15 protein-coding genes are annotated in these 17,044 nt (G+C 62.7%); 14 read left to right on the top strand and 1 reads right to left on the bottom strand.

Annotation, left to right across the window (positions count from 1 at the left end; translation table 11 throughout):
- The first annotated feature begins 8 nt into the window (after positions 1-8).
- The 12 genes from F624_RS0100885 (at position 9) to F624_RS0100830 (ending at position 14,348) form a co-directional block, all read left to right on the top strand.
- Positions 9-1,112, top strand: coding sequence for a porin (locus F624_RS0100885; RefSeq protein ID WP_019572360.1), 1,104 nt, complete (start codon positions 9-11; stop codon positions 1,110-1,112).
- Between the two features lie 14 nt (positions 1,113-1,126).
- Positions 1,127-2,044, top strand: coding sequence for an N-formylglutamate amidohydrolase (locus F624_RS0100880; RefSeq protein WP_169426509.1), 918 nt, complete (start codon positions 1,127-1,129; stop codon positions 2,042-2,044).
- The gene (locus tag F624_RS0100875; protein ID WP_019572358.1) at positions 2,041-3,015 is read left to right on the top strand and encodes a Bug family tripartite tricarboxylate transporter substrate binding protein; all 975 of its coding nucleotides are present in this window, start codon (positions 2,041-2,043) and stop codon (positions 3,013-3,015) included. The genes F624_RS0100880 and F624_RS0100875 overlap by 4 nt, the downstream gene beginning before the upstream one ends.
- Before the next feature lie 464 nt (positions 3,016-3,479).
- Positions 3,480-4,406 (top strand): hypothetical protein, encoded by a 927-nt coding sequence (locus F624_RS0100870; protein WP_031253765.1) that lies wholly within the window; start codon positions 3,480-3,482, stop codon positions 4,404-4,406.
- 37 nt (positions 4,407-4,443) lie between these two features.
- Complete coding sequence (locus F624_RS35600) at positions 4,444-4,761, top strand: hypothetical protein (protein WP_019572356.1); 318 nt, start codon at positions 4,444-4,446, stop codon at positions 4,759-4,761.
- 12 nt (positions 4,762-4,773) lie between these two features.
- Complete coding sequence (locus tag F624_RS0100860; RefSeq protein WP_019572355.1) at positions 4,774-6,819, top strand: putative bifunctional diguanylate cyclase/phosphodiesterase; 2,046 nt, start codon at positions 4,774-4,776, stop codon at positions 6,817-6,819.
- Between the two features lie 242 nt (positions 6,820-7,061).
- Positions 7,062-8,840 carry a methyl-accepting chemotaxis protein gene (locus F624_RS0100855; RefSeq protein WP_019572354.1) on the top strand — a complete coding sequence of 593 codons (1,779 nt, stop codon included), beginning with the start codon at positions 7,062-7,064 and terminating at the stop codon, positions 8,838-8,840.
- A gap of 209 nt (positions 8,841-9,049) precedes the next feature.
- Positions 9,050-10,363 (top strand): adenosylmethionine--8-amino-7-oxononanoate transaminase, encoded by a 1,314-nt coding sequence (gene bioA, locus F624_RS0100850; protein WP_019572353.1) that lies wholly within the window; start codon positions 9,050-9,052, stop codon positions 10,361-10,363.
- Positions 10,353-11,576: an aminotransferase class I/II-fold pyridoxal phosphate-dependent enzyme gene (locus F624_RS0100845; RefSeq protein ID WP_019572352.1), complete on the top strand. Its 1,224-nt coding sequence runs from the start codon at positions 10,353-10,355 to the stop codon at positions 11,574-11,576. The genes bioA and F624_RS0100845 overlap by 11 nt, the downstream gene beginning before the upstream one ends.
- Positions 11,573-12,265 (top strand): dethiobiotin synthase, encoded by a 693-nt coding sequence (gene bioD / locus F624_RS0100840; RefSeq protein WP_019572351.1) that lies wholly within the window; start codon positions 11,573-11,575, stop codon positions 12,263-12,265. The genes F624_RS0100845 and bioD overlap by 4 nt, the downstream gene beginning before the upstream one ends.
- Positions 12,262-13,293: a biotin synthase BioB gene (gene bioB, locus F624_RS0100835; RefSeq protein ID WP_019572350.1), complete on the top strand. Its 1,032-nt coding sequence runs from the start codon at positions 12,262-12,264 to the stop codon at positions 13,291-13,293. The genes bioD and bioB overlap by 4 nt, the downstream gene beginning before the upstream one ends.
- Before the next feature lie 47 nt (positions 13,294-13,340).
- Entirely contained in the window at positions 13,341-14,348 is a 1,008-nt protein-coding gene (locus F624_RS0100830; RefSeq protein ID WP_019572349.1) for a LacI family DNA-binding transcriptional regulator, read from the top strand.
- Positions 14,349-14,383: 35 nt separating this feature from the next.
- Here the strand turns inward: F624_RS0100830 and F624_RS0100825 are convergent, their stop codons facing one another.
- On the bottom strand, positions 14,384-15,481 hold the full coding sequence (locus tag F624_RS0100825) for an NAD(P)-dependent alcohol dehydrogenase (RefSeq protein ID WP_019572348.1): 1,098 nt from the start codon (positions 15,479-15,481) through the stop codon (positions 14,384-14,386).
- Between the two features lie 286 nt (positions 15,482-15,767).
- Here F624_RS0100825 and F624_RS0100820 point away from each other — a divergent pair, with 286 nt between their 5' ends.
- Entirely contained in the window at positions 15,768-15,983 is a 216-nt protein-coding gene (locus F624_RS0100820; RefSeq protein WP_019572347.1) for a hypothetical protein, read from the top strand.
- Positions 15,984-15,993: 10 nt separating this feature from the next.
- Entirely contained in the window at positions 15,994-16,977 is a 984-nt protein-coding gene (locus tag F624_RS0100815; protein WP_019572346.1) for a DUF6976 family protein, read from the top strand.
- The last annotated feature ends 67 nt before the right edge of the window (positions 16,978-17,044 follow it).

Here is a 17,044-nt window from a genome sequence, read left to right as displayed (position 1 = left end):
AGAAACCCATGAAGAACAGCCCCGTGAGCCTGCTGACGCTGGCCGGCGCCACCGCAATGGCGGTGCTCTGCGGATCGGCCAGTGCTGCCGATGACGCCGACGAACCCAATAGCCCCGTTACCCGCAGCAGCCTGAACCTGTACGGCCGCATGGACCTGAGCGTGGAAACCGTGCATGCTGGCGCCAAGTCAAACGTGGGCTACGGCACCGCCGGTGCCAGCCGCACCCAGATGTCTGACAACACCTCACGACTGGGCTTTCGGGGCGTGGAAGACCTCGGCGCTGGGCAGCAGGCCGTGTTCGGCATCGAGTTCGGTATCAACGCGCCCAACGGCAGCCTGGTGTCGCCGCCAATGCGCAACGCCTACGTGGGCCTGCGCGGGCCCTGGGGCACGCTGAACATGGGGCGACTGGACTCCGACACGCCCACGGGCTCACCGCTCTATTCGCAAGCCGCCCGCAATCTGCGCTGGATCGTGCATGACGCCGGGGTGGTGGCGATCGGCACCCGGGTGCTGAACGGCAACAACCGGGTGTCCAATGCCCTCACCTACAAGACGCCCGACTTCAGTGGATTCAATGCTGTGGCGCGGGTCAACCTGGCCGGGCCCGATGCCACCAACCCCACGACCAACCCGGCACTGAAATCGCCCGACGATTTCAAGCAATACCAAGTGGCGCTGAACTACAAAAATGGCCCCTGGGGCCTGGGCACGGGCTACGGCTGGGATGAAAAAAAGGGTGGCTTCCTGGTCAACGATTTCAAGAACAAGGCCCAGGTCGTGGCCAGCTACGAGGCCCCGAGCTTCAAGACCTACGCCCTGCTGAGCCAGGAACAGTTCAATGCCGCACCGGGTGCCCGTTCAGCCGTCAAGGTGTGGCTGATCGGCGCCACCGTGCCCTTTGGTGTGCACCGCGTCACGGCCAACCTGATGCAGCGCGACGTGCAGACTGACCCAGCCGGCAAGCTGAAGAAATTCCAGGCCGACTACAGCCACAGCCTGAGTGCGCGCAGCACCCTGTATGTGTTTGTCGATCGCGACGTGAGCAACAGCCACCTGCCCAACAGCCAGGCCACCGGTGTCGGGGTAGGCATGCTGCATCGTTTCTGATGGCGGAGCCGAACTTGAACCCACTGCCCCTGACATCGGGCCCGTCGCCTGCCTACGACCTGTTGCCGGCACGGCCTGACGGCCCGCACCTGCCCTTGGTGATCGACTCCCCGCACAGCTGGCCTCACTGGCCCGAGGACGTCCCCACCCTTGCCCCCTGGGCCGCCATCCGAAGCTCATGGGATGCCCATGTGGATGCGCTTTGGGCCCAGGCCGCCAACGGGCGCGCACCGGTGCTGTCGGCGCGGTTCCACCGCTCGCTGATCGATGTGAACCGCGCCCGCGACGACATCGACCCCGCCATGCTCGACGCCCCCTGGCCCACCCCGCTGGCGCCCAGCGAGAAGTCCGAACGTGGCTTCGGCTTGATCCGGCGCCTGGCCTTGCCAGGGGTGCCGATGTACCACCACGCCCTGCCGGTGAGCGAGGTAGAACGGCGGCTCAGCGCCTACTACGACCCCTACCATGCTGCGCTGGCCACACTGATCGACAGTACCCAGCAACACTTCGGTCACTGCCTGCATCTGGACTGCCACTCGATGAAATCGGTGGGCAACGCCATGAACCACGACGCAGGTCGCGCAAGGCCCGATGTGGTGGTGAGCGACCTGCATGGCCAAAGCGCCGCCACAGAGGTGACCCAAGCTGTGGCGGAGTTGCTGCGCGCCCAAGGCCTGTGTGTCTCGATCAACGACCCCTACGAAGGGGCAGAACTGATCCACCGCCACGGCCAACCCACCCGCCATTGCCACAGCCTGCAGATCGAGCTGAACCGCGCGCTCTACATGGATGAGGCCCTGTGCACCCTCACGCCGGGCTATGGCTTGCTGGTGCAAGCCTTGCATCGCATGCTCAATGCGCTGGCAGATGACCTTCCTACCCTGCTGCAAGGCCCGATCCAGCCCTCGCTCGTCCCCCTTGAAACACCATGAAGAAGACCCTCATGCCCATCCTGAACCGCCTGCAGGCCTTGGCCTGCGGCCTCGCCCTGGTCGCCACCGGTGCCCTGGCCGCCTACCCCGACAAGCCGATACACATCGTGCTGCCCTTTCCGGCCGGGGCGGCGGCCGACACCGCCATGCGCGTGATCGCGACGCAACTGACAGAACAGTTGAAACAGCCCGTCATCATCGACAACAAGCCCGGTGCGCCGGGCTTCCAGTCGGTGGCCTCGGCCCCTGCTGACGGCTACACCCTGATCCTGGGGGCAGGCTCGCACATCGTGACCGAGCCCATGATCAAGACCCGCCTGGCCTACCAGCCCGAACGCGACCTGACGCCTGTGGGCATGGTACTGACCAATACCCCGGTGTTCACGGCCACACCGTCCCTGGGGGTCAAATCGCTTGGCGATCTGCTGAGCCTGTTGAAGCGCAAGCCAGACGAGCTCAACTACAGCTCAGGTGGTGTGGGCAGTCCCAACCACCTGGCCATGGAAGCGTTCCAGCAAGCCACCGGCACCCGCCTGGTCAACATCCCCTACAAGGGCGGCGCCCCCTCGGTGAACGACCTGGTGGCCGGTCATGTGCAGGTGGGTATCAATGCCATCCCTAGCGTGATCCAATACATCCAGGTGGGCAAGTTGCAACCGCTGGCCGTGGCCGCGCCCCGCCGTCATGCCAGCCTGCCACAGGTGCCCACCTTCACCGAATTGGGCGTGAGCGGACTCGACTACGAGATCTGGTACGGGCTGTTCGCCCCCGCCAAAACACCCAAGGCGCTGGTCCTGCAGATCAACAAGGCTCTGCAGACCAGCTTGGCCGACCCCGGTGTGGTGCGCCAGTTGAAGGCCCAGGGCGCCGAGCCGAGCCCAGGCAGCCCCGAAGCCCTGGCCGGCTACATCCGGCGCGACACCGAGAAATGGCGCCAGGTGATCCGCAACAGCGGCATCCGTCCGGAATAGAAAGCCATCGCCTGCGGCGCATGCAGGTGCGATGAAAAAGACGGCCCACTCAGCTGCCCTCTAGGGCGAGCCGACTGGGCCGGCCCGGCGCCAAACCTGACCCGGTATCCGAGCCCATGGAGCAGCAAAACATGGCCGACGGACAACCCCTCTGCATGACCTCCATCTGCCCCCCCGGACACCCATGGCGCAGACAGCGCAGGTTTCGGCGCCCAAGGCCCTGAGTCATAGCCCAAGGCGACATGGCTGCGCAGGCCAGCCTGCATGCAGACGTCCACAGCGCCTGGCAGACCAGCCTGGGCCCCGGCCGAGCGCGATGAGCAAGCACACAACCAGCCAGTCAGCCACCCTGAGCAGAGCTCATATCACGGGCGATCCCGCCCGTTCGCTACCGCACGCTGATGTGCTGCTCCATTGCAACGGATGTACAACTCGTCATATTCATCAGATATGTCTTTCAATTCATGTCGCTCACGCTCCATGCTTTGCCAAGAGTTGTCGGCGCCTTGGCCTTACTGGCCATGGGCCTGCCTGGTATTGCAGGGCTTGAACAAGCGCCGGCGTCACAGAGAATGCCGGCCGTCCGGCGCATCGACATCAAGTTGGCGGCGGCCGACGAACTGAACCCACTGATCGCCTACCGTTCGGCCCTCATACGGCTGGCCATGCAGGCCAGTGGCAAGCCATACACATTGACCCACTGCGAAGTTCCCATGACCTCGACGTCCGATCTGCGCTACGTCGAGTTGATCAAAGCGGGAGAGGTTTGCAATGTGTTCGTCACCTCAGCAGGTAGCCGCCTGACGGAGGGACTGACGCTCATTCCGTTTCCGATTTACCTGGGCGGCGGCGGCTACCGCGTGCTGCTGGCCAACCCGCGCGGCATGAAGAATGCCGGTTCGATCACACGCATCGAACAGCTGAAAAATCACCCCATAGGCTCTGGCCTGGACTGGGTCGACACCGACATCCTGCAAACCAATGGGTTTGAGGTGGTGAAGGGCAGCTACCTGAACCTCTTCGAAATGCTGAAAGTCGGCCGCTTTGACTACCTGAATCGTTCAATTTTCGAGGCCACATCAGAACTGGGTCGTTACGGCACCGAGCAACAGCTGGGTTTGGTGCAAGACATGCTGCTGATCTACCCCGAAGACTTGTTCTTTTACACCACCCCGGGTCGCGATGACATTCGCGCCAGCCTGCTGGACGGGCTGCAAAAAATTTACCGCAGTGGTGCATTGGCGACCCTGATCGAGACCCACGAATCCACCCGCAATGCGAAGCAGTACCTGCGATCACACAACTTGCGTATTTTCCGGATCAAGAACCCGCGCCTCCCTGCAGCGGAACGCAAGGCCATCGAGACCTATACGTTGAAATGGCTGAAATAGGCCCTCCACCCGACTGCTCCAGTGCTGAGAGGTTCGAATGAGAAATATCGTCAATGGTCTGGGCTTTTACATCGTCCTCGCACTGCTGATTGGGCTGTGCAGCCCCACGGTCATCGCGCTGACCGTCTTGACTCACGTCAGAGAAAAACAGATCAGCATCGAGATCCAGGACCTGGTCGACTCCAAAGTACAAACGCTGCAGCGCAACCTCATGTTGCCTCTCTGGAACATGGACAAAGCGGGCATGCAAGCCATCGTGCAATCCGCCATGCTGGACGAGCAAGTCGTGGCAGTGGAGATCCGCAGGCCCGATGGCAAGGTGCTTGTCACATCTGACGAAGCATCGCGCCACTAAGGCACCCTGATCATGAAATCAGCCGAACTGTTACTGCCGCAAAGCCACCAGGACATGAAAATCGGCCAATTGCGCGTACTGGTTTCAGACCAGCAAATGCAACTGAAGCTGAGGGCCGACAAAACTTTCTATAGCTTGGTCCTGCTTTGCCAAGCTGCCGTGTCGCTGCTGATGATTGGCTGGGTGGTCTATCGACGCGTCCTGGCACCGCTGCACAAACTCACGGTCGCCGCCGAATCCATCCAGGCAGGTCAATTCAACAACCCGATTGTGGTTCGGCAGGCCGACGAAATCGGAGTTCTGGCGCACCAGATGGCGCTGATGCAAAAAAGCCTCAAGAATCTGTTCGAAGAACAGGCGGCCATTTTGAACAACATCCCCGTGGGTGTGCTTTTCACACGCCAGGGCACCGTCGAGTTCATCAACCATGCCGGCAAGCGCACCTTTGGCGCACAGAACGAAGAGCTTGCAGGCCAAGCATGTGATCGCCTCTTGATGGATCCCATGCCCCCCATAACCCCGGGTGGCGCAGCACCGAAGAGGGGGCAGGCAAGCGGCCCGTTTGCAGGCCAGCTGATTAACTTGAGGCGGATGGATGGCAGCAGCTTTCCGGCAGAACTGCGAACGGCCGCGATGGGCAGTTCGCAAGAGTCCGATCAGCGCCTTTGGGTGGTCATCGACGTCTCGGAACGAATCGCCGCCGAGCAACAGATTGACCGCTTGGCGTTCTACGACCCCGTCACACAACTGCCCAACAAGAACCTGCTGATGGACCGCCTGCGGCAATCCATGGCAAGCCAGGCGGCGAATGGTGAAGTCACGGTTTTGTTTTTCCTGGAGATCTACAACGCCGATATGGCCCACGGTTCGCTGGAGCCCGACAAAGTTGACGGGCTCTATGCCCAATGTGCCCAACGCCTGATCGAGCGTCTGGAGAGCCATCAAACCATGGCACGTGTAGTCGGTGAGAAATTCAGTCTGATCAGCAGCCTGAAGATCGAGGCGGCCGCCGAAGGCATCAAATACTGCGAAGCCCTGGCCCAGGGCCTGATCGATTCGCTCTCACGTCAGCCGCTCCTGAGCGACCTCAAATTCGGCTGCTCGGTGAGCGTGGGCATCAACATCATCGAAACCACCAGCATCACAGCTGAAGAGGCCATGATGCAGGCAGAAATGGCGATGGTGCAAGCCCGTGCTGCAGGGCGAAATACCTTCCGGTTTTTCAACCCTTTGATGCAACGACTGGCGAATGAGCGCACCGTCATCGAAGCTGAACTGCGGCAGGCCATCGTAGAGAAGCAGTTTGTGGTGTTCTATCAGCCTCAGGTCACCTTTGAAGGTGAGGTGGTGGGAGCCGAGGCACTGGTGCGTTGGAGACACCCGCAACGGGGTTTGCTTTCGCCGGCGCACTTCATTCAGATTGCAGAGGATGCCGGGCTCATGAGCGACATCGGTCAGTTGGTGCTGGAGACCGTCTGCACGGACCTGGAACACTGGCAGACCACAGGGCTCCTGAATGAACTGGTGGTTGCCGTCAACGTCTCGGCCCAGGAGTTCAAATCCGTCGACTTTGCCACTGGCTTCTGCCAAATCCTGGACCGGCACCAGATCCCGAACCACCACGTGAAGTTGGAACTGACCGAAAGCATGATGGTCGACAACATCGAGGATGTGATTGCGAAGATGCACGTCCTCAAGGCCCATCACGTGACCATCTCTCTGGACGATTTTGGTACCGGGTACTCTTCGCTGTCCTACCTTGGCCGCTTTCCCATCGACCAGATCAAGATTGACCAGAGCTTTGTGCGTGACATGCTGCTCGACGCCACCAAGGCCAGCATCACACGCACCATCGTCATGCTGGGCGAGAGCCTGGGACTGTCGATCATTGCAGAAGGCGTCGAGACCGAGGACCAGCGCAATATGCTGCGTGCCCAAGGCTGCTCGCTCTATCAGGGCTATTGGTACAGCAAACCCATTCCTGCTGAAGACTTCATGGGCTTGCTCAAAAACATCAAGGTACCAGTGCACCAAAAAAATCAAGCTTTCCCCAAGTGACTGGTTCGCAGAAATTAACCAAACAAATAAAGCCCCTCTATCAGCACAAATACAGGTTGCAACATAGAATAAAAATTGGCAAGACGTCAAACATCTGACGAAATATATTAAAAAATTCCTCAAGGAAACCATTAATCATCTTGAAAAGATGAGGCACAGGGATGCGCGCTGGCAGTGGGGCTTCTTATTTCATCAAATAAGTACCGACTGCGAACTTTCCAACCATAAATAGTAGATTTGAAATGAAAATTCATTCCATCCCCCTGCGTCAACAATTCCTCTTGCTTTTTTTTCTGTTGCTGACCACCGTCATCGGATCAAGCCTGATGCTTTGGCGACTGGACAAAGCCGAGCTGGCGGTCAGCAACGCGCATCGCAATCGCGACATGTCTTACAGACTCGCAGATGAGCTTCGGCAAAGCTCCGACGACTTGACGCGCCTGGCGCGCACATATGTGGTGACAGGTGACCCCCGTTGGGAAAAGCAATACAACGAAGTCATTGAAATCCGGGCTGGCAAGACACCCCGCCCGAACAATTACCAAGGCATTTATTGGGATTTTTTGGCCGCCGATGTGCCCGTGCCTGGGCGCGGGGGTGCAGGTGAATCAGTAGCCTTGTTGGATTTAATGAAACGTGCTGGCTTTTCTGAAGCAGAATTCACCAAGTTACAAGAGGCAGCCAACAGCTCAAACGACCTGATACGGACTGAGATTATCGCCATGAACCTTGTAAAAGGTCTAAGGGATGATGGCAAGGGGAATTTTTCAATCCAAGGTAATCCAGATTTGGAAAAAGCCCGCGAATTAATGCACGGCCCGGAATACCATCGATTCAAAGCCAAAATCATGGGCCCGATCAATGATTTCTTCGGATTGCTGGAGCAACGCACGGCGGGTGCCATTCTGGCTGCAGAAGGGGTCGCTACACAGTGGCAAATCATTTTTGAAGTTTTCACCGCAGGAATGCTGTTGATTTTCTTTCTCGTGCTTCGAAGCATTTTCAATCACACGATTTCGTCTGTGAAACAGGCAGCTGCATTTGCCAATCAAGTGGCGCAAGGCGACCTCACAGCCAAGATTCCCCGGGCCGCCAACAACGAGGTGGGTCAACTGCTCAACAGCCTGGGGGATATGAACCACAGCCTATCCCGGCTGGTCGGCACCGTCCGCACAGGGGGAGAGGCCATTCACGTGGCCAGCAACGAGGTTGCCACAGGGAATCAAGACATGTCGGAACGAACAGAAAGGACGGCTGCAAGCCTCGAGGAAACCTCGGCCTCGATGCAACAGTTGACTGGCGCCGTGAATCAGAACGCAGCCGCGGCCAAGGAGGCCTCCAAACTGGCCCACGGAGCAGTCACCGTCGCCATTCGTGGCGGCGGTGTCGTCGATGAAGCAGTCAGCACCATGGGCAACATCACGGCAGCTTCTCATCGAATTTCAGACATCATCGGCACGATCGATGGCATCGCTTTTCAAACCAACATCCTGGCGCTGAATGCCGCCGTCGAAGCGGCTCGCGCAGGCGAGCAGGGGCGCGGGTTTGCGGTGGTGGCCAGCGAGGTACGCATGCTGGCACAGCGCAGCGCAGAAGCGGCCAAGGAGATCAAGACCTTGATCCATGACAGTGTCGAAAAAATCGACACCGGAAGCACCCAGGTTCAAGCTGCCGGCCAGACCATGAAGGAGATCGTCACGCACGTCCAGCATGTGAGCTCTCTCATTGGCGAAATCAGTGTCGCCAGCGAAGCGCAGAGTCATGAGATTCGGCAAATCGACGAGGCCATCCGCGAGTTGGAGCAGGTCACACAGCAGAATGCCGCGCTGGTTGAGGAAATGACAGCCACCTCAGAAAGCCTTCGACAACAGGCCGATGGCCTGCAAGACACCGTCAGCGTCTTCAAGATCGAGGAATTACCCCTTTGGGGTGCCGACGGCGAGCAGCGTCCCGGCCAACACTCGGATCGCAGCACCCAGCCAAGGCTGTCGCCACCAAGCCCTGCGCCATCCGGGCACTGAACTCCCCCCAGGTGCTCGACCACCCCAACGCGGCGGTGGCCGAGCGCGGACCGGGATCCCCCAGAGAACCGACTGGATGCCTGGCTTGCATGCCCCAATACCCGCTCCGAAGACCTTGCTTCGGCGAGTCAAACAAAAGCAGGCCCTTGTTTCAGTGACTGATTCGCACTGACTGGCCGCATGCCAAATGACTCCTAAAATCCGCACCCATGACGCATGAAGCACAAGCCGATTGGCAACACCGCTCCCTGGCTGCCGTATGGCACCCCTGCACCCAGATGGCTCGGGCCGAGCAAGTTCCGCCCCTGCCCATGGTCCGTGGCCAGGGCCCCTGGCTGCACGACAGCGCGGGCCGGCGCTACTTCGATGCCAACAGCGCCTGGTGGGTGAATCTGTTCGGCCACTCCGATGCCGGGCTTAACACCGCCATCAAGGCCCAGCTCGACACCCTGCCCCATGTGATGCTGGCGGGTTGCACGCATGAACCTGCGGTGCGTCTGGGCGAGCGCCTGGGCCAGCGCACCGGTGGTGCCCTGGGCCATGTCTTCTTTGCCTCCGACGGTGCCAGCGCCGTCGAGATTGCGCTCAAGCAGAGCTTTCACAGCTGGCGCAATCTGGGGCAGGGCGAGCGGCGCGAGTTTGTGTGCCTGCGCAACGGCTACCACGGCGAAACCCTGGGCGCCCTGGCCGTGACCGATGTGGCGGTGTTCCGCGATGCCTACGACCCCTTGCTGATGCGGGCCCACATCGTCGAATCACCCGACAGCCGCCTGGACAATGAAGCCGCCGCCTTGCAGGCCCTGCGCGATCTTTTGCAGGAACGCGGCCCGCAGATCGCAGCGGTGATCGTCGAGCCCCTGGTGCAATGCGCGGCCGGCATGGTGATGCACTCGCCCGACTACCTGCGCGCCGTGCGGGCCCTGACACGTGAGGCCGGTGTGCATCTGATTGCCGACGAGATCGCCGTGGGTTGCGGCCGCACCGGCACCTTTTTTGCCTGGGAGCAGGTCGACACCGCGCACTGGCCTGACTTCATCACCCTGTCCAAGGGCATCACGGGGGGCACCCTGCCGCTGTCGCTGGTGTTGACGACCGATGCGGTGTACCAGGCCTTCTGGAGCCAGGACGTGGCACGAGGCTTTCTGCACTCGCACTCCTACAGCGGCAACGCCCTGGCCTGCGCGGCCGCCAATGCGGTGCTGGACCGCTTCGATGCAGGCCAGATCGAAGCCAACCGGGTTCAGGCCGCCGCCCTGACCCGCGCCTTTGCCCCCCTGGCCGATCACCCCCGGGTGCGCCACCTGCGCCAGCGCGGCATGATCCTGGCGTTCGACGTGAGCGATGCCGGCGAGCGCTTCAGTGAGCGCTTTCACCTGGCGGCCCGCCAGCGCGAACTGCTGATCCGCCCCATCGGGGCCACCGTGTACCTGATGCCGCCCTACCTGATCGACGACGAGGCGGCCCGGTTCCTGGCCAGCGCCGTCACCCACACCCTGGACGAGGTGCTGCACCATGCTGCTTGAGCACCTGCAAACCCAGCTCGACGGCATTGCCGCGCGTGGCCAGACCCGCGTGCAGCGGGTGGCCCACACGCCCACGGCACCCCGCCAGACACTGAGCGGCCCGGACGGCCAAGCCCGCGAGCAGCTGATGTTCTGCTCCAATGACTACCTGGGCCTGGCCAGCCACCCCAGCATCGCCACCGCACTGGCCGAGGGCGCACAGCGCTGGGCTGGTGGCGCCGGCGCCTCACACCTGGTCAGCGGCCACACCGAGGCCCACGAGGCCCTGGAGCACACGTTGGCCCGGTGGTTCGAGCCCCATGTGCCCGAGGCGCGCTGCCTGGGCTTCAGCACCGGCTACATGGCCAACCTGGCTGTCACCGCCACCCTGGGCGACGCCGAGGCCGAGATGTTCTCGGACGCCCTCAACCACGCCTCGCTGATCGATGGCATGCGCCTGGCCAAGGCCGCGGTACAGCGCTATGCCCACGCCGACATGGCAGCGCTGCGCGCCCAGTTGATGGCCAGCCGGGCCAAGGTGAAGCTGATCGTCAGCGACACCGTGTTCAGCATGGATGGTGACATCGCCCCGGTGCCGGATCTGCTGGCGCTGGCCGAAGAGTTCGATGCCTGGCTGATCCTGGACGACGCGCACGGCTTTGGCGTGCTGGGCCAACGGGGCCGGGGCACGCTGGAGCACTTCGGGCTGCGCAGCCAGCGCATCATCCTGCTCGGCACCCTGGGCAAGGCTGCGGGGCTGAGCGGCGCCTTTGTGGTGGCCCACGAGCGCATCATTGCCTATCTGTTGCAGGCCGCCCGCCCCTACATCTTCACCACCGCCTCGCTGCCTGCGGTGAACCACGCACTGCTAACCAGCCTGGCCTTGATCGAGGGCGAACTGGGCCAGCATCGCCGGGCCCGCCTGCAGGCCTTGCAGCAGCAATTCAGCGCCGGCGTGACCGAGCTGCTGCAGGTTTTCCCCCACCTGCCCTGGCGCCTGATGCCGTCGCCCACCCCGATCCAACCCCTGGTGGTGGGGCTCAACGATACCGTCATGGCCCTGGCCGCCGCATTGGACCAGGCCGGCCTGCGCGTGCCCGGCATCCGCCCCCCCACGGTGGCCGAAGGGCAGGCTCGCCTGCGCGTCACGCTGTGCGCCTCTCACACGGCGGCCGATGTGGCCCGTCTGCTGCAGGCCTTGTACAAGGTGGCCCACAATCTGGAGGGTGCATGAAGGCCTTTTTCATCACAGGCACCGACACCGAGATCGGCAAGACCGCCGTCACTGCGGGGCTGACCCGCCTGGGCAGGCAGATGGGCCTGCAGAGCCTGGCCGTGAAGCCAGTGGCTGCAGGCCAGGGGCTGGTGGACGGACACTGGATCAATGACGACGTGCAACGCCTGCTGGCGGCCACCGATCTGCCGCTGAGCCCCCATCAGGTAGGCCCTGTGCAACTGCGCGAGGCCTGCGCCCCGCACATCGCGGCACAGCTAGAAGGCATGCGCGTGGATCGCGCGGCCTTGCTGCACTCGGTGCAAAAAACGCTGCGCCTGGCCGAGCTGGGCTTTGTCGAGGGCGTCGGGGGCTTTCGGGTGCCGCTCACGGCAGACTGGGACACCGCCGACATGGCCTGCGACCTGGGTCTGCCCGTGGTGCTGGTGGTGGGCCTGCGCCTGGGCTGCATCAACCATGCCTTGCTGACCGCCGAGGCCATCCGAGCCCGGGGCCTGACCCTGGCCGGCTGGGTGGCGAACACGGTAGATCCAGCCTTGTCCCACCAAGACCCCAACATGCAGACATTGAAGGCAGAATTGCGTACCCCCTGCTGGGGCCATGTGCCACGGCTGCCAAACCCAAGCCCGGCCGCCGTGGCCGCCCACTTGAGCATGAACGCACTGCGTCAGGCATTGGAAAACACATGAACCCGAACCAGATCCAAACCCGCACCCCCACCACCGACGCCGACCGCTTCAACGCCCAGCCCTGGAGCGTGGCCCAGGTGCTGGCCCTGCTGGAGCTGCCCTTCAACGACCTGATGTACCGCGCCCAGCAGGTGCACCGAGAGCACTTCGACCCCAACGCCATCCAGTTGTCGAGCCTGCTGTCGATCAAGACCGGCGGCTGCGAAGAGGACTGCAAATACTGCCCGCAATCGGCCCACTTCGACACCGGTCTGAAGGCCGACAAGCTGCTGCCCCTGGCCGAGGTGCTGGAAGCGGCACGCGCTGCCAAGGCCAATGGCGCCACACGCTTTTGCATGGGCGCGGCCTGGCGGTCCCCCAAGCCACGCCATGTGGAGGTCATCGGCGAGATGATCAGCGAGGTCAAGGCCCTGGGCCTCGAGACCTGCCTCACCGCCGGCATGCTGGCCGACGGGCAGGCCGAGCAGCTGCGCGAGGCCGGGCTGGACTATTACAACCACAACCTGGACACCTCGCCCGAGTTCTATGGCCAGATCATCACCACCCGCACCTACCAGGATCGGCTCGACACCCTGGAGCGGGTGCGCGATGTGGGCCTGAAGGTGTGCTCGGGCGGCATCGTGGGCATGGGCGAATCGCGCCGCGAGCGCGCCGGCCTGATCGTGCAACTGGCCAACCTCCAGCCCTACCCCGAGTCGGTGCCCATCAACAACCTGGTGCAGGTCGAGGGCACGCCCCTGGCCGGCACCCAGGCGCTGGACCCGCTGGAGTTCGTGCGCATGATCGCGGTGGCGCGCATCTGCATGCCGCGCGCCATGGTGCGGCTGTCGGCCGGGCGCGAAGAGATGCCCGAGTCGCTTCAGACGCTGTGCTTTCTGGCGGGCGCCAACAGCATGTTCTATGGCGACAAGCTGCTCACCACCAGCAATCCCCAGGCCGAAAAAGACCGGCAACTGCTGCAACGCCTGGGCATGCATTGCGCCAGCGAGGAACAGACCAAAGTCAACCTGGGCAGCACCGTCAGCTGAGGGGCTCAGGTCTGGTACGCTGGCCGGACCTCTGCAGCAAGCACCCGATGAAGACCACAGCACCCAAGAAAGCGGCCACCCTGCACGACGTTGCCCGTGAGGCGGGCGTCTCCTTGATCACGGCCTCACGCGCCCTGAGCAAGCCTGAGCTGGTGTCTGAGAAGACGCTGGAGCGTGTGAAGCTGGCCGTGGACGCCACCGGCTACCTGCCCAACCTGCTGGCGGGTGGCCTCAAATCGCGCAAAAGCCAGATGATCGCGGGCATTCTGCCGGCGGTCTCCGTGGCGCAGTTTCTGCCCACGCTGCAGGCTTTGACCGACACCCTGGCCCAGGCGGGCTACCAGCTCATCCTGGGGCAAAGCGGCTACAACCAGGCCCGCGAAGATGCCCTGATCAACACCATGATCAGCCGCCGCCCCGACGGCCTGTTCATGGCCGGGCTGGTGGGCTCGGCCTCGGCCCGCGAGCGGCTGGTGCAGGCCGGCATTCCGGTGGTTGAATCGTGGGATTACAGCGACCGGCCGGTCGACATGCTGGTGGGCTTCTCGCACCTCAAGGTGGGTGGTGCCATTGCCGGCTACTTTCTGAGCAAGGGCTGGAAGCGGGTGGGCATGGCCAGTGCCGACGACCACCGGGCCCGCCAACGATGCGAAGGCTTTGTGGCCACCTGGGGCCGCGAGGTGCCTACCGCTTTCGTACCGGCCCCCAGCGGCCTGGCCCTGGGGCGCCAGGCGCTGAGCCAGTTGCTGGCGCAAGCGCCCGACCTGCAAGCCATCTACTGCAGCTCGGATCAGATGGCCCAGGGCGTGATGATCGAAGCCCAGGCCCGGGGCCTGCGCGTGCCGCAGGACCTGGCACTGTGCGGTTTTGGCAATGCCGAGTTTTCGGCCCATGTGGAGCCGGCCCTGACCACGGTGAGCGTGGATGGCCGCCTGATCGGCGAGCTCTCAGCCCGGCTGATCCTGGAGCGCTGCGCCGGCCACACGCCCCAGCAGCCGATCGTGGACATCGGCTTTCAGATCCTGGAGCGCGCCTCGACGGCCCAGAGCCCCTGAAGACGGGGCCTGAGGGTCCACCCCTGGTGGGCTGGTCAGGGCTTGATCGCCACCTTCAACACGCCGTCACGCTGGTGCGAGAACAGATCGTAGGCGGCCACGATCTGGTCCAGGGGATAGTGGTGGGTGACCAGCACCCCCAGGTCCAACCGGCCTGAGGCCAGCACGTTCATCAGGCGGCGCATGCGCTCCTTGCCGCCCGGGCACAGGGCTGTGTTGATGCGGTGGTCGCCCAGGCCAGCGGCAAAGGCCGACAGCGGGATCGTCAAGTCGCTGGAATACACACCCAGGCTCGACAAGGTGCCCCCGGGTTTGATCACGCGCAGGCCCGCTTCGAAGGTGGCCTGGGTGCCCAGGGCCTCGATGGCCGAATCGGCCCCGCGCCCGCCGGTGAGCTTCAGCACCTCGGCCACCACGTCGCAATCGTGGAAGTTGAGCGTCACATCGGCCCCCAACTGCTTCGAAATGCCCAGTCGGTGCGCATTGCCGTCCACCGCAATGATGGTGGTGGCGCCCAGCAGGCGTGCACCGGCCGTGGCACACAGGCCGATCGGGCCCTGGGCAAACACCACCACGGTGTCGCCGATGCGGATGTTCGCGTTCTCGGCACCCTTGAAGCCGGTGGACATGATGTCGGGACACATCAGTACCTGCTCGTCGGTCAGGCCATCGGGGATGGGGGCCAGGTTGGCCTGGGCATCGGGCACCAGAACGTACTCGGCCTGGGTGCCATCGATCAGGTTGCCAAAGCGCCAGCCCGCCGTGGCCTTGAAGCCGTGGCAGCCGCACAGGCCCTGGGGCACCAGGTAGCTGCCGTCCTGCGAAGGGGCACCGTCCTGCGCGGCGTACGAGTTGAAGTTGGGGCAGATGGCCCCAGCAATCACGCGCTGCCCCTCTTGGTAGCCCTGCACGGCGCTGCCCAGTTTCTCGATCACACCCACAGGCTCATGGCCCACGGTCAGGCCCCGGGCCACCGGGTACTCGCCTTTGAGGATGTGCACATCGGTGCCACAGATGGTGGTGGTGGTGATGCGCAGCAGGGCATCGTTCGGACCGACATCGGGGATGCGCTTGTCGACCAGTTCAATGCGACCGGGTTCGACGAAGACGGCGGCTTTCATCAAGGTACTCATGGGCTGGCTCCTGAAGATAGGGTGCGCGCAAGGGCGCGCCTCCCCACTCTAGGGCCGCTGCAAGGCGAAACCATGACTCAGCGCAAGAAGACTTGCCGGACTGCCACAAGCCATTTCGCGACGATTTGTCATTGAGTTTTGTCAAGGACCGAGCTAACAAATAAATCATTAATACGGGTTATAAATTGTTGCTTATTGTTTTTTTAATGATCATAAAGATACAATTGACACTCAGACGGCGAATCAATTGATATTTACGGTCGTCAGAACAACTCTGGAGCACAACATGGCCATTCCGGCTCTCAACCATCCCTGCTGGCAAAAGCTTGCAGCAGGCGGACTCAGCAAAATCCGCACGCAGCACCTGGGCACCCAATTGCTGGCCAAACGCATCGAACGCAGCACCGATCCGCTGCCCGCACGGGCCGCCGAGTTGCATGCCTTCTTCACCAAGTGGGAGCGCATTCTCCCGACCGAAGTCGCCCAACTGACCACCCTCTGAGGACCGAACCATGAACCAACTGATCTCTGTGCAGGCTGCGGCCGAGCTGATTCGCCAAGGCACTCCACTGAGCCTGGCCGGCCCTGAATCCGCGCTGGACCAATTGCCTGCAGGCAACTGGATTGGCGGCACCATCCCCTACTTCATGGTGCCCTCCGGTGGCGTCGTGGTGCAAGACGGCCAGGTGTTTGCCACCGACCTGTCGCCCGCCGGCGAAGTGAGTTTTGCCAGCTACGGCCCCGAGGCCCTGGGTGACATCAGCCGCAACGGCCCCGACAACGGCTTTGCAGTGACCATCATCCCGGCCGGTAGCAGCTCACATCAGAAGTTCGCCGCGGACGCCGCCAACTTCGAAGACGCCTTCCTCAAACCCACCGTGGGCTGGATCGCGGGTGTGCATCTGTCACAACTTGGCACCGTCAACCCCAAGGTCTACGACGGCCGCACCGCCACCAAGTACGAAGACCGCGCCGTGGTGGCCTATGTCAAGCTGCCCGCCGACAAGCTGGCCTCGATCGAGATCGTCAACCTGTTCGAACCCGGCACGGGCGACCTGCTGCAGTTTGAGCAAACCGCCTTCGAAGTGGACCAGTGCCTGGTGAATGGCCAACCGACCAATTTCGCCACCTATGTGCGCGAGCGCGGCCTGGAAAATGGTCAGTTGCCTCTGGTGGGTGACTTCGCAGGCGCCCACGTCAACGCCTCGCTGCAAAGCGTGGGCGAGGCGGGCGGCAAGGTGGTGCTGTATGCACCGGTCTTCCCTGGGGTGGATTACCACTTTGCCAAGCCCGTGGGTGACTACGCTGCGGCCTTCCGCGCTCGCCTGGCGGACCAGAGCACGGACGGCCTGGCCCTGTCGTGCAACTGCATCCTGAACTTTGTGTTCGGCGAGCTCGAAGGCAAGGCCATCGGCGGCATGGCCGGCCCCATCACCTTTGGCGAAATCGCCTACCAACTGCTGAACCAGACCATGGTGAGCGTGCGCGTGCACTGAACTGAACGCCCCGCCCCCCCCGCCCCCGGGTCTGTGCTTTCTGGCATGGGCCCGGGGGCTTTTTTGC

Origin of the sequence: Curvibacter lanceolatus ATCC 14669 (assembly GCF_000381265.1) — a bacterium.
Taxonomy (GTDB): Bacteria; Pseudomonadota; Gammaproteobacteria; order Burkholderiales; family Burkholderiaceae_C; genus Curvibacter; species Curvibacter lanceolatus.
Note: the sequence above shows the minus strand (reverse complement) of the source record. Positions and strands in the feature narration are given on the sequence as shown.